The sequence below is a fragment of the Deinococcus cellulosilyticus NBRC 106333 = KACC 11606 genome (assembly GCF_007990775.1).
In the GTDB taxonomy this organism is placed as follows: Bacteria; Deinococcota; Deinococci; order Deinococcales; family Deinococcaceae; genus Deinococcus_C; species Deinococcus_C cellulosilyticus.
Map to the genome: position 1 here is coordinate 88,307 of NZ_BJXB01000013.1, position 12,897 is coordinate 101,203.

The 12,897-nt window shown below is 56.7% G+C and carries 15 protein-coding genes; 6 read left to right on the plus strand and 9 right to left on the minus strand.

Going from position 1 to position 12,897, the window contains the following annotated elements; translation table 11 throughout:
- The first annotated feature begins 99 nt into the window (after nucleotides 1–99).
- Nucleotides 100–2,046, plus strand: a complete 1,947-nt coding sequence (gene thrS, locus DC3_RS14970; RefSeq protein WP_146885651.1) for a threonine--tRNA ligase — start codon at nucleotides 100–102, stop codon at nucleotides 2,044–2,046.
- 180 nt (nucleotides 2,047–2,226) lie between these two features.
- Entirely contained in the window at nucleotides 2,227–2,922 is a 696-nt protein-coding gene (locus DC3_RS14975) for a CPBP family glutamic-type intramembrane protease (protein ID WP_146885653.1), read from the plus strand.
- Here DC3_RS14975 and DC3_RS14980 read toward each other — a convergent pair.
- Nucleotides 2,909–3,346, minus strand: a complete 438-nt coding sequence (locus tag DC3_RS14980) for a YbaN family protein (protein ID WP_146885655.1) — start codon at nucleotides 3,344–3,346, stop codon at nucleotides 2,909–2,911. The genes DC3_RS14975 and DC3_RS14980 overlap by 14 nt on opposite strands.
- A 36-nt stretch (nucleotides 3,347–3,382) precedes the next feature.
- Complete coding sequence (locus tag DC3_RS14985; RefSeq protein ID WP_146885657.1) at nucleotides 3,383–3,769, minus strand: MmcQ/YjbR family DNA-binding protein; 387 nt, start codon at nucleotides 3,767–3,769, stop codon at nucleotides 3,383–3,385.
- A 140-nt stretch (nucleotides 3,770–3,909) separates the two neighbouring features.
- Here DC3_RS14985 and DC3_RS14990 point away from each other — a divergent pair, with 140 nt between their 5' ends.
- Entirely contained in the window at nucleotides 3,910–4,422 is a 513-nt protein-coding gene (locus DC3_RS14990; RefSeq protein ID WP_186816053.1) for an SRPBCC family protein, read from the plus strand.
- A 48-nt stretch (nucleotides 4,423–4,470) separates the two neighbouring features.
- On the opposite strand, the gene DC3_RS14995 is transcribed toward DC3_RS14990, so the two are convergent.
- Nucleotides 4,471–5,181, minus strand: a complete 711-nt coding sequence (locus DC3_RS14995; protein WP_146885658.1) for a class I SAM-dependent methyltransferase — start codon at nucleotides 5,179–5,181, stop codon at nucleotides 4,471–4,473.
- Between the two features lie 72 nt (nucleotides 5,182–5,253).
- On the opposite strand from DC3_RS14995, the gene DC3_RS29210 reads away from it, so the two are divergent.
- Nucleotides 5,254–5,424, plus strand: a complete 171-nt coding sequence (locus DC3_RS29210) for a hypothetical protein (RefSeq protein ID WP_186816054.1) — start codon at nucleotides 5,254–5,256, stop codon at nucleotides 5,422–5,424.
- Nucleotides 5,425–5,453: 29 nt separating this feature from the next.
- Here DC3_RS29210 and leuB read toward each other — a convergent pair whose 3' ends face one another.
- From leuB to DC3_RS15015, 4 genes are all read right to left on the minus strand, one after another.
- Nucleotides 5,454–6,509, minus strand: coding sequence for a 3-isopropylmalate dehydrogenase (leuB, locus tag DC3_RS15000; protein WP_146885660.1), 1,056 nt, complete (start codon nucleotides 6,507–6,509; stop codon nucleotides 5,454–5,456).
- Between the two features lie 50 nt (nucleotides 6,510–6,559).
- Nucleotides 6,560–7,045: a 3-isopropylmalate dehydratase small subunit gene (locus DC3_RS15005; protein WP_146885662.1), complete on the minus strand. Its 486-nt coding sequence runs from the start codon at nucleotides 7,043–7,045 to the stop codon at nucleotides 6,560–6,562.
- Nucleotides 7,046–7,121: 76 nt separating this feature from the next.
- Nucleotides 7,122–8,408, minus strand: a complete 1,287-nt coding sequence (locus tag DC3_RS15010; protein ID WP_146885664.1) for a 3-isopropylmalate dehydratase large subunit — start codon at nucleotides 8,406–8,408, stop codon at nucleotides 7,122–7,124.
- A gap of 218 nt (nucleotides 8,409–8,626) precedes the next feature.
- Nucleotides 8,627–9,403, minus strand: a complete 777-nt coding sequence (locus DC3_RS15015) for a metallophosphoesterase (RefSeq protein WP_186816055.1) — start codon at nucleotides 9,401–9,403, stop codon at nucleotides 8,627–8,629.
- A 261-nt stretch (nucleotides 9,404–9,664) separates the two neighbouring features.
- Here DC3_RS15015 and DC3_RS15020 point away from each other — a divergent pair, with 261 nt between their 5' ends.
- Nucleotides 9,665–10,132, plus strand: a complete 468-nt coding sequence (locus DC3_RS15020) for a low molecular weight protein-tyrosine-phosphatase (protein ID WP_146885668.1) — start codon at nucleotides 9,665–9,667, stop codon at nucleotides 10,130–10,132.
- 154 nt (nucleotides 10,133–10,286) lie between these two features.
- Here DC3_RS15020 and DC3_RS15025 read toward each other — a convergent pair whose 3' ends face one another.
- On the minus strand, nucleotides 10,287–10,781 hold the full coding sequence (locus DC3_RS15025; protein ID WP_146885670.1) for a 2'-5' RNA ligase family protein: 495 nt from the start codon (nucleotides 10,779–10,781) through the stop codon (nucleotides 10,287–10,289).
- The gene (gene alr, locus DC3_RS15030) at nucleotides 10,778–11,878 is read right to left on the minus strand and encodes an alanine racemase (RefSeq protein ID WP_146885671.1); all 1,101 of its coding nucleotides are present in this window, start codon (nucleotides 11,876–11,878) and stop codon (nucleotides 10,778–10,780) included. The genes DC3_RS15025 and alr overlap by 4 nt, the downstream gene beginning before the upstream one ends.
- 248 nt (nucleotides 11,879–12,126) lie before the next feature.
- On the opposite strand from alr, the gene DC3_RS15035 reads away from it, so the two are divergent.
- Nucleotides 12,127–12,819 carry a DUF4397 domain-containing protein gene (locus DC3_RS15035; protein WP_246130684.1) on the plus strand — a complete coding sequence of 231 codons (693 nt, stop codon included), beginning with the start codon at nucleotides 12,127–12,129 and terminating at the stop codon, nucleotides 12,817–12,819.
- Nucleotides 12,820–12,897: the final 78 nt, after the last annotated feature.

A 12,897-nucleotide genomic window follows, 5' to 3' on the forward strand; every position in this document is an offset into this window, starting at 1 on the left:
TGTCAGGGTGAGTTTGCATCCCAGACACCTGAAGCCCGTAGAATGGACTGCTGAAAGACTGACATCCACACAGTCCCTGATTCTGAAAGGTCGTGACCCATGCACGTTGTGCTCCCCGATGGAAAAAAACTGGAATTTGACCATGCCGCAAATGGTCTGGAGGTGGCTGCGGCCATCGGTCCCAGACTGGCGCAGGATGCTGTTGCCATCAAGGTTCAGGGTGAACTGAAAGACCTGCTCTCCCCTCTTGAAGATGGTGCCGATGTCAGCATCGTCACCAAGAAGAACATCGAGGAAATCCCTGGCTTCTTCCGCCACACCCTGGCCCACGTGATGGCCCAGGCGGTGCGCGAGTTTTATGGTGCCCGTGGTCATGAAGCAAACACCATCAAGATGGGTGTGGGACCCGCCATCGAGAACGGCTTTTACTATGACTTCGATCTTCCCGAACCCCTGAGGGCAGAAGACCTTCCCGAAATCGAGAAGATCATGAACGACATCATCACCCGCGACCTGAAACTGTCCCGCAAGGAAGTGACTCGCGCTGAGGCCCTGCAGGAATTCGGGTATGACCCTTACAAGGTCGAACTGATCAACGACCTTCCCGAAGACGAAGTGCTGACCTTCTACGTGCAGGAGGGTTTCACGGACCTTTGCCGTGGCCCTCACGTGCCCAGAACGGGCGTGATTCCCCGTCACTTCAAGCTGATGTCCACCAGTGGGGCGTACTGGAGGGGCAGCGAAAAGAACCCCATGATGCAGCGCGTCTACGGGGTGGCTTTCGGGACCAAACAGGAACTCGACAATTACCTGCACATGCTGGAAGAGGCCAAGCGCCGCGACCACCGCAAGATCGGCAAGGACCTGGAACTGTTCTTCACCAGTGAAGTGATCGGTCCGGGTCTCCCCCTGTGGCTTCCCAACGGGGCCACCATCCGCCGTGAACTGGAACGCTTCATTGTGGATCTGGAGCTGCGTCAGGGCTACCAGCACGTGTACACCCCCCAGATGGCCAAGACCGAGCTTTACAAGATCTCGGGGCACTGGGACCACTACCAGGAGGACATGTTCCCGGTGATGAAGATCGACCAGGAAGAACTGGTGCTTCGCCCGATGAACTGCCCCCACCACATCCAGATCTACAAGCACACCCAGCGTTCCTACCGGGACCTCCCCATCAAGATTGCCGAACTCGGGACCATGTACCGCTTCGAGCAGTCTGGAGAACTCACCGGTCTGAGCCGCGTACGCTCCATGACCCTGAATGACGCCCACATCTTTGTGCGCCCCGACCAGATCCAGGCGGAATTCAAGAAAGTCGTGGAACTGGTGCGTGACGTGTACGAGATTCTGGGTTTCAAGGAGTACAAGTGGAGGCTGTCCCTGCGCGATCCAGAAGACACCGAAAAGTACTTCCAGGACGATGAAATGTGGAACAGCGCCGAGGCACAGCTCCGTCAGGCCCTGGACGACATGGGTCTCGAATACTACGAGTCTCCCGGCGACGCAGCCTTCTATGGCCCCAAGCTGGACGTGCAGGTGAAGAGTGCCCTGGGCAAGGACGAGACCATTTCCACCGTTCAGCTGGACTTCCTGCTGCCCCAGAAGTTTGAACTCGAATACGTGAACGAGGAATCGGGCCGCTCCAGACCCGTGATGATCCACCGGGGCATCATCTCAACGATGGAACGCATGACCGCCTTCCTGATCGAGAACTGCGCCGGAGATTTCCCCTTCTGGCTTGCCCCCGAGCAGGTTCGCGTGGTCCCCATCGCAGACCGTCACCTCGAATACGCCCAGCAGGTCGAGGCAGAGCTGCGCAAGCACGACCTCCGCGCAAAAGTGGACGATGGCGGCGAACGCATGAACGCCAAGATCCGCAACGCTGAACTCCGCAAGGTGCCCTTCGTGCTGATCGTGGGCGATCAGGAAGCCGAGAAGCAGGAGCTCAGCGTCCGTGAACGCCACAAGGGGGAACGCAAGAACGTCCCTCTGGCCGAACTGGTGCAGGAGCTTGCTGGGCGGTACAGGAACAGAACACTTTAAGAGTTTAAGCAAGGTGGGCCTCTCCAGATTTCTGGAGGGGCTTTGCTTTTGCCCAGAGCCCAGAGCCCAGAGCATACAGTGCTGGAGCCAGGGCAGGCTGTCAACTGTTCGCTGATGCAAAAGCTTTCAGGTGCTGCCCTCGGCCCTTGGCCCTCGGCTCTCAGCTAAGATGAAACCACCATGTTCCAGCCCATCCGCGAATGGTGGCAGTTTTTGCTGCGGCCCTCTTTTGAGAAAACACCTGTTTTGCATCTGAACCACACCTTTTTCCTGCTGCTGGTGTTTCAGTGCCTGCTGTCGTTTCTTTCGCTCCTGATTCCAAACGCTCTGATTCCCAATTTTGAAAAGCTTGCCGATGACAACGACGTTCGCAAGATGATAGAACAGTCCGGTCTGATCTGGACCATTCTGGGGGCAGCTTTTGTGGAGGAGGTGATCTTCCGGCTTCCCATCGGGCCTTACCGGTCCCGGTATCTGATTCCTGGTGGCCTGATGCTGGTGTTGCTGGGCTGGGCCTTCAAGTCGATGCTGTGGATGCAGGTGGTGATCGCCTTCGGGATGGGCCTCTTTGTGCTGGGCATCCTGGGGCTGCATTACGATTACAAGGACATGCTGAGGGACGTGTGGCGCAGGGCGTTCCCTGTGATGTTCTACCTGTTCGCTCTCATTTTTGCCCTGGTCCACCTGAGCAACTACAATGAAGGGCTGAAATCCCTGAATGTCTTCACGATGCTGCTGCTGGTGATCCCGCAATTTCTGGCAGGTCTGACGTTCGGCTATGTCAGACACCGCATGGGGTTCCTGAATGCCGTGGCGATTCATGCGGCGTACAATGCGGTTTTTCTGGTGCCCCTGGTGGGTTTCAGTTCGCAATGACGTTTTCGCGGGTGGGCACTTTCAGGCTGATGTACCAGATCCCCACAAGTCCAAGCCCGACAATGCAGGCTGCAATCAGCAGGGCGTAATCGGGGTTCCCCGTGCGTTTGAGGATTCGTCCGTGGACCAGCACACTGCTGATGAGGCAGGAGAGCACAATCATGCTGATGGCAAGCCCTTTGGCCCGTCTGGGCATGCCCAGGCCTGCCTGATAGTCCCGGATCAGGGGGCCAGCGATGGGCAAATTCAACAACCAGGCGTGAAATCTGGGGCTGCTGCGAGCAAAGCATGCTGCGGCCAGCAGAAAAAACACTGTCCCCGGCATACCAGGGGCGTAAAAACCCACAAATCCCAGGCCCACACAGATGAAGCCTGCTGCAATCCACAGGGGGCGAATCCAGGCAGGGGCTTGTTTCTCAGGCATGGCATCAGTCTAGTGAAAGTGACCGGATCACATGAATCAGTCACTTACAATCTGGGCAGGCACCAGCATTCCCAGATCTTCTCTGTCCTGTTTTGGTAGACAGCGCACCACCAGCGTATAAGAGTGGTCGATCAGTTCTTGGATCAGGGTTTCTGGAAGGGTGCCGTCCAGCAAAACTGTATTCCAGTGACGTTTGTTCATGTGCCAACCCGGCAGGATGTGGTCTGGATGCTCTTCCCTGAGTTTGATGGACCGTTCAGGGTTGCATTTGAGGTTCACTGAAATGGGGTCCTTGGTGATGTCAGTGAGGGCGAAAATTTTGCCCCTGACCCTGAGCACCAGCGTTTCAAATCCGAATGGAAAATCTTCTGTGGTGCCTCGTTTGCTGAGGCAATGTTCTCTGAGTTCAGTGACGGTTTGCATGCAACCATCATAACCGGAAGCAAGTCCATCAACAAAATTCGTCCATGGAATTCTGTTGTCATGCAATTTTCCTGTTCTGGGACCCTTTCCATTCAGCTGGCTTTAAGATTTTTGTGCGTTTCCTGATGCTACGCTGAGGCATGCCCACCATCATCCTGAGCAGCACCATCAATGCACCGATCGACGTGGTGTTCGATCTGAGTCGCAGCATTGATCTTCACATGATCGGTGCTGCGCACACCCGTGAAAGGGCCATCGCAGGCAGGACCAGTGGCCTGATCGGCCTGGGAGAGGATGTCACCTGGAAAGCCACCCATTTCGGCCTCCCTTTCACGCTGAGCACCCGCGTGACCCGTCTGGAGCGACCTTATTATTTTGTCAGTGAGCTGGTGAGTGGCCCTTTCAAGTCCCTGAAGCATGAGCACCGCTTTCGCATTCTGAAAAATGGCGAAACTGAGATGAAAGAGATTTTTGAGTTTAAACTTCCGCTGGGTTTCATGGGCAGCGCTGCAGAACGCGTGTTTCTGACCCGGTACTTCCAGCGTTTCCTGTCTTACCGCAACAATGCCATCTTGCAGTACGCAGAGACAGATGAATGGATGGACCTCTTGCACCCTCCCATCCATGCACCTGCAGAATGGCAATTTGGCTGAAGAAGAAACCTCCTGCAAAACACAGGAGGTTTTTAAAGAAGCTGATTGTTACTTCACGCCACCAAAGGCAGCAAACACACTGTTCTTGTGCAGGATCTCCACCTCACGGAAACCCACCTTGCGGAGCATGTCGATCTGGAACATCAGGGGTCTGGGCGTGTCCTCCTGGGCGATGTAATTGAAAACATGGTCCCGGTAGGCCTCATCCTTGAGCCCTGTGAGGTAATCTCCATACCGCTCCCACATCAGGCTCTGAACCGCAGGAATCGAATGCTCAATGAGGTCCGAAATCCAGAAGGACCCTCCAGGCCTCAGGGCATCAAAACACTGGCGGAAAACCTGCTCCCACTCTTCATCGGTGCGAAGGTGGTGGAAGACCGCTGCACCCATGATCACATCGACACGTTCCCTCCCAAGGTCAAGTTCCCGCACGTCTGCCTGAATGCAGGTGATCTGGCCCGAAGTCACTGCTCCAACACGCTCCCTTGCCCGGTCCAGCATGGGCTGGGAAAGGTCAATGAGGGTGCAATTGCAGTTGGGAACCACCTGCAAAAACTTAAGGGTGTAGTTTCCTGCCCCACACCCAATGTCCATCACATCTTTTGCATGGGGGGTCATGGTCCCTGCAGCACGGGTGATCAGGTCCATGTTGAGGGGAGCATCAATGGAACTGGCCTGTCCAGTGTCGAGGTTTGAGAAGCGCTCGACATCAGTGTCAAAACGGGCACGGATTTCTTCAACGGTGCTTTTGGGATTCATGGGATGTCCTTTCTGAACGGTCACATTCTTTTTTGAGACAGTCTGTCAGAGAGAAAAAGCTATGCTTGAAGCATGGAATTTGATCTGAAGGCGTTCTTGCTGCTGGGACTTGCGCTCGTGCTGCCCGTGGGGTTCATCTGGGTGGTCACCACCTTTTTTGCCACCCCGAAGCGTTTCAATGAGCACGACCAGCGGGCACTGCTGGAGAAACGCCGCAAAAAGAAAAAAGATGGCGAGCCCTGAGACTCGCCACCGCAGGTCAACAGCACCTGTTACGCGGAGACGGTCTCCTTCAGCAACTGTAGGACGGTCTGGGTGAATTCCTGGGTTCCAGCACTGCCTCCAAGGTCCTTTGTGGGGTTCTCGTTGAGGGCGCGCAGGATGGCTGCATCAATGCGGTCTGCAGCCTCAGGACGGTTCAGGCTGTAGCGAAGCATCAGGGCAGCACTGAGGATGGTGGCGGTGGGGTTGGCAATGCCCTGACCTGCAATGTCAGGCGCAGAGCCGTGAATGGGCTCGTAAAGACCCGCACCATCGCCCAGAGAGGCAGAGGGCATCAGGCCCAGAGAGCCGGGCAGCACCGCACCCAGGTCAGAGAGGATGTCTCCGAAGAGGTTTTCGGTGACGATCACGTCATAACGGCTGGGGTTGGTGACCAGCAGCATGGCGACACTGTCCACGTACTCGTGGTTCAGAGCGACATCGCTGTATTCTGATTCACGCACCCTGACCACTTCACGACGCCAGAATTCACTGACCTCGAGCACGTTGGCCTTGTCCACACTGGTGACCTTGTTGCGGCGACCCTGGGCGGCCTTGAAGGCCACCCGGGCAATGCGCTCGACTTCGTGCTTCTTGTAACGCATGGCGTTGAAGCCTTCCATCTCGTTGATCCAGCGTTCAGGATCGAAGTACACGCCCCCGAGCAGTTCACGAACCACCAGCACATCCACCCCACGGGCCAGTTCGGGCTTCAGGGGAGACAGGTGCTCCATGCCCTCGTAAACCTTGATGGGACGCAGGTTGGCATACACCCCAAGGGCTTTGCGCAGGGCCAACAGACCGGACTCAGGGCGCAAGTGACGGGGCAGGGTGTTCCAGTGGGAATCCTGGGCTCCACCAATGCTGCCAAGCAGCACTGCATCTGCATTCTTCACAGCTTCCTGGGTGGCAGCCGTGAAAGGCTCACCATAAGCATCGATGGACGCTCCACCGAATTTGTGCTCGTCGTATTCGAGGTCAGGGGCGACCACTTTCAAGACTTCAATGGCACTGGCGACGATCTCGGGGCCGATTCCGTCACCGGGCAGAACAACAATTTTGGGCATTTGCACCTCCTTTAAAACAGAGGGGCGCAATCAAAGCGCCCCGAAAAAATTCAGTTGAAGGTCTCTTTCATGTACTCAAGCCAGCCACCCGATTTCTGCACATCGAGGGCAAACTGGGGCACGGGCACGAAGGTCACGACCTGACCGGTGCGCTTGTTGGTGATCACACCCGCTTTGAGGTCCAGGTCGGCCTCGTCCCCATCCTGGAAAGCAGAAACAATGTTCTCGCATTCCAGTGCCAAAAAGCCGTTGTTGATGGCGTTGCGGTAGAAGATGCGGGCAAAGTTGGGGGCCAGCACAGCGGCCACACCTGCACCACGGATGGCCCACACGGCGTGCTCACGGCTGCTTCCGCAACCGAAGTCGGCTCCGGCCACGATGATGTCACCGGGCTGTACGCGCTTCACGAAGTCTTTGTCATAATCTTCCATCGCATACTTTGCCAGTTCGGACTCCACGTCGGTGGTCAGGTGGCGGGCAGGGATGATTTCGTCGGTGTTGATGTGGTCACGACCAAATACATGCACTTTCGGCATTGATAACTCCTTGAGAAAGCGGTCAGCTGTCAGCAATCAGCCGTCAGCTGAGAAGAACAACAAGCTCAAATCCAGCTCAGTCTGCAGCGGAACCCGCACCAATGAAGTCGCGGGGATCACTGATGTACCCATTCACCGCACTTGCAGCCACTGTTGCGGGGCTGGCAAGGTAAATCTGGGCGCTCGGGTCACCCATGCGGCCCACGAAGTTGCGGTTGGAGCTGGAGATGCACACGTCGTTCGGACCGAGCACCCCGGAGTGCATGCCAAGGCAGGCTCCGCAGGAGGGGTAAGACACGCTGGCTCCGGCGTCCACAAAGATTTCCATCAGGCCTTCCTGTGCAGCCTGTTTCCAGATGGCCTGGGTGGCGGGCACCACGATCATCTGCACCCCATCGGCCACTTTACGGCCTTTGAGAATGGCGGCGACTTCACGGAGGTCGGAGATGCGTCCGTTGGTGCAGCTTCCCACGTAAGCGTGGGTCACAGCAATTTTGTCGGTTCCGGCCACTTTGCCGTTGGAGGGGATGTGGGGGTAAGCCACAGTGGGCTCCAGAGCACCTGCATCGATTTCAATGACGACCTTGTATTTGGCGTCAGAATCGGACTGGTATTCGGTGTACTGGTCGGGGGTCACGCCACGGGCAGCGAGGTAAGCGCGGGTGGCGTCATCCACGGCCACGATGCCGGTCTTGCCGCCTGCTTCGATGGCCATGTTGGTGAGGGTGAAACGGCCTTCCATGTCCATGTTGTCGATGGTTTCGCCGACCCATTCCATCACCATGTAGTTTGCGCCGTCTGCGCCAATTTGCTTGATGACTTCAAGCACAAGGTCTTTGGGGGTCACACCGGGCTTGAATTGGCCGGTGACTTTGATCAGCATGGTTTCGGGCACCTTGAACCAGACTTTACCGGAGTAGATCGCTCCAGCAAGGTCGGTGGAACCCACGCCCGTGGCAAATGCGCCAAGGGCTCCTGCATTGCAGGTGTGGCTGTCCCCGGAGACCAGGGTGTCGCCGGGCTTCACGAGGCCAGTGTTTTCGAGGACCACGTGTGCGATGCCGCCACGGCCCACATCGAAGAAGTGCTTGATGCCCTTCTCGTGCACCCAGCTTTTCAGCTTCTGGTACATCTTGGCGGCCTTGATGTTCATGGCAGGCACAGAGTGGTCGGGCACCGCGACAATCTGGTCAGGGTTGAACACCTTGTCCATCCCGCGCTCTTCCAGCATGCGCAGGGCTGCGGGGGTGGTGATCTCGTGGCAGAGCACCCATGAGGTGTCGCACATGATGAGTTGCCCGGGAACCACACTCTCATTCCCACTTCGGGCGGCCAGAATCTTTTCTGCAATCGTCATACCCATCTTTTCGTTCCTCCTTCGTCCAACGAAAAGCCCCGAAACCTGTTGCAAGGGTTTCGGGGTGTATTGGCATAGGTCAATGTTCGCCAGTTTACCCCTGACGGTGTAGTAGCAGGTTGTAAACACTGTGACTGAACATTGCCCCCATCATAGTGTGAGGGGAACGCAAAAACAAGCGAGTGGGTGAATTTGCTTACACAACATGGGCTCTCGGCATTCTTTTACAACCGCACCGTCTGGTACTGCACCGGACGCCCGAAGTGGTGGAGCTTCCCGGTTTTTCGCATGGCACCCTGAAAAACCTTGATCTCTGGGGACTGGGGATCAAAACCGTCCAGACGCACGCAACAGATGCGGCCTGTGTTGTACCCTCCGGTGTCGATGAACAGGTGCTTGCCAAACATCACGGGCTCCAAGGTGGGGGTGTGACCGTGAATGCTCATGATCACCCCTTCTGGCAAGGGGAATGGGCCTTCATAGGGACGAATCCAAAGGGCCACATCTTCAGGGCTGTAATTGCCTCTGGCGTGTGGAGGGGCAGCGTGGGAGAGCAGCACACTTCCCTGCTGGGGGTAATCGGTGATGCCTTCTGGACCTGAGAACATGGCAATGCGCCCGAGTTGCAGGTATTCCAGCAGGTCTTCAGGGTAGTTTTCGATGGTGAACCGCTCATACTCACGAATCACGGTCTCCCCGCCTGCCTCACGCCAGTTGCGGAAGCTTTCGAAAGCCTGCTGGTACTCCCGCATGTTCTTGCTCTCAAGGTATTTCTGGTAATGCCTGTATGGCATGAGGGCCATTTCTTCGTGGTTGCCCCGGATCAGGGTGGCCCGACCTTGCTGGTGCAGTTCGGTCACGGCTTTCATGGCGGCCCGGTTCTGGGGGCCACGGTCAATCACATCGCCCAGGAAAACATAATGGGTGTCTTCGGGGTAATGCCTGAGGATCTGTTCCAGGATGTCGTATCTTCCGTGTAGGTCTCCAATGCAGACAATCATCGGCCTCATTCTGGCACATCAGGAGGGATTCTTCTGTGTGCAGCAGATGATGGTTCCTTCTGGATTGTGGCTGGGCAAATGCCATATTTTCGAGCAATCTGATTATTTTACCGATGGAGGCCAGGACGTTTGGCTGCACTTCAAGCGAATTGAACCCTTTCGATCAGGGTGCTCTAGGTGCATGAATATGCGCTTCCTTCTGGAAGCGTTTAAAATTCATGGGCGTTGAAACAGGTTGCCGCCTGTATGAGGGAGGAAAGCATGAAGGTTCTTACGGTTTGTCTTGGAAACATCTGTCGCTCTCCACTGGCCGAAGTGCTGGTCCGCAAAGCGTTTCAGGACGCTGGAATCGAAGCCACAGTGGACAGTGCTGGCACCGGAGACTGGCACCTCGGGGAATTGCCGGACCCCAGGGCCCGCAAGGTGGCTGCAGATCACGGCATCGCCCTGACCCACCCGGCCAGACAGCTTTCTGCACAGGACTTCTCCGATTTTGATCACATTCTGGTGATGGACGAGCAGAACCTGAGAACCGTCAAGAAACTGCAACCCACCACTTCAAAAGCCCGTGTGAAAATGATCCGGGATTTCGATCCTCTCGGCAAGGGTGCTGTGCCTGACCCATACTACGGCACCGATGAGGACTTCCAGGTGGTCTGGACCATGCTGGAACGGGCTGCAAATGGCTTCGCGGCCTCTGTGGCCGAGCAGCAGACCGTTCAGCTCTGAGAGCGGTCGGCTTTCAGCCATCAGCAAAACAAAAAAGTTTAGACAGGAAAGGACCAGATGTTGCTTCTGGCCTTTTCATTTTTTCAGCAACCCTGCGCTTTGTTTGGCTGAGCAAAGACATGACCCCGGACTTCTTTGCCCTCGGCTTTTCCCTTCACCCCAGAAAAGGCAGATCCTCCACAGTCTCATATCTGCCGTGGGGTTTCTTGACTGCCAGACGGAGAAATGTGGCGGTGAAGTCTGCCTCCCGGAAAAGGTCCGCAGCCTCTGCAAGCTGAACAGGTTTCGGGTCATACAGGAGGGTCATGTGCATCTGGTAGGCCTCTCCTTCAAACAGGTCTGTCTGAGGGGGATGCCCCACCGCCTGCAGGGTTTTCAGGTGGAGGTCTTTTGCACCCGGGGACACCACATCCCAGAACAGGACCCGTCTGCCAAAAGTGCGGGTGCCTGAGAGGTGCACCGAGAAAGGTTTCACCTCTGCACACATCTCTCGCACCCTCGGAAGCCACTCCAGATCGTCTGTGAGGCCTGCTTTAAACTTGATGGTGATGTGGGGCTCCATGTTGGGCCTCTTGTATTGAAGCTGATACTGCAGCACCTGTCCGTAAATGGGTTCAGGGGGAATCAGGGCCAGCACATAAGTGGTCATGGGATCTGCACATGTTCTGGTGCAGGAATCGCCCGGTACTGCACCCTTCTGGCATTGATTCCGGTGAGCACCTCGTACTCGATGGTGTTGGCGTGCGGTGCCAGATCGGTCGCGGTCACCTGATCGAAACCCATCACCTCGACGTAATCTCCGACCTGCGCTTTCAGGCCGGTGACATCCATCATGCACTGGTCCATGCAGATGCGCCCGATGATGTCGCGCCAGTCGCTGCCCAGCCTGGCTCTGGCATGCCCGGTGGCCGATCTGGGGTAACCATCTGCGTAACCAATTTGCAAGGTGGCGACCAGGGTTTCCCGCTGGGCTGTCCAGAGCTCACCATAAGACACTTTTTCTCCGGGGTGCATGGTGTGCAGGTAACCGATGCGGGCCATCAGGCGCATGACGGGCTTCAGCGGCACGCCTGCTTCAGGTCGGGTGGTGAATCCGTAAGCTGCAATTCCGGGGCGGATCAGGTTGAAGGCCGCCTCTGGGCCAAAAGCCTCGATGCCAGCGGAGTTGCTCATGTGGTAAATCAGGCCAGGCAGTCCTGCCTGTTCCAGACTTGCCCTGACTTCCCTGAAGAGTGCAAGCTGCTGTCTGGCGCTCTCCGGTTCGGGTGCATCCGCACTGGCAAAGTGAGAGAACACCCCCTCCACAATCACCCCCCGATGCTGTGCGGTCTGGGCGACGCGCACCACCTCTTCGGGCCGCATGCCCAGTCGGTTCATGCCCGTGTTCACCTTCAGGTGGATGCGGGACCCGGCAGGCAGGTACAGCAACTCTTCCAGGCTGCTGATGGTGAGCCTCACCCCCATGCGGGCCAGTTGTGCAGATTCATCCAGTGCAGAGGGGGTGAAGAGCACCACCGGTTTGCGGGTGAGGGGCAGGATTTCCAGGGCCTCTTCAGGTGCCGCCACCGCATAACCCCAGATCAGCTTCCAGTCGCTGGTGTGCTGTGCAACCAATGCAGCACTGTGGCCGTACGCATTGGCCTTGATGGGCAGCAACACATGGGAAGACCCTGCATGTCTGGCAAGGGCCTGCAGGTTGGCGTGCAGATGGGCAAGGTGAATTTCAGCAATGACCCGGGGTGTCATGTGCAACATGGTAGCGCATTCGGGCAAAAGGCGGGGGCAAGGTGAAAGCCTCAAGCCGTTCAAAACTCTGAACTCAGTTCAAAATTCCTGATGCATCCAAATCCACCAGACCTGCAGATCAGTCATCAGAAGCACACGTGAGGGAACCCCTCACCGAAACTGCACAGGCAGACCAGGGCCCCTGAAGATGTGGATCTCTCAGGCAGGTGAACTGTTGTCTCTGGAGGCAGCTTCAAAAGGAGAACACCATGAAAAAGTTTCTGACCGTTTCCACCACTTTTGCTCTGGCCCTTGGCATGACTGCATTTGCCGCCGACATGAACGCTTTTGTGCGCGTGGTTCACGCGGTTCCTGATGCTCCTGCAGTGGACGTGTATGTGGACGGCACCCGCACCGTCAGCAATGCTCCTTTCAAGGCCGTGACCCCCTATGGTGATGTTCCCGCAGGGAAGCACCGCGTGGTGATCACCGCTGCGGGCGACAAGAATGCCAAGGTCTTTGAAGGGGATGTGACCCTCAGGGCAGGCAAGTACTACACTGTGGCCGCCATCGGTTACCTGAAGACCCTGAAACCCAAGATCTTTGTGGCCAACAGCCTGAACATGGACAAGGAGAAGGCCCAGGTGAACGTCTTCCACCTCTCCCCCAACGGCCCCAGGGTGGACGCCATCGCTCCCGATTATGACAATGCCCGCATCGTGCCCAACCTGTCTTATGGCCGCATGTTCAAGGCCATGGTGAGCCCGATGGGTGTGAACCTCAACATCGTGCCGGCCATGAAAACCACCCCTGTGGTGAAAAACCTCAGTGGAATCAGCGTGAATGCAGGCAAGACCTACAGTGTGTTCGCTGTGGGTCTGGTGGGCGGCACAGGCACCCAGGCTTTTGACCTTGTGGCCACTGAGGACAAAGTGGTGATGGGCTCCATGTCTGGCAAGTGATCCAACAGCAATTCATCCGACGGTGCAAAAACCGTCCTACCTTCCTGGGTCAGGGGCACTCCCTGGCCCTGATCTGTA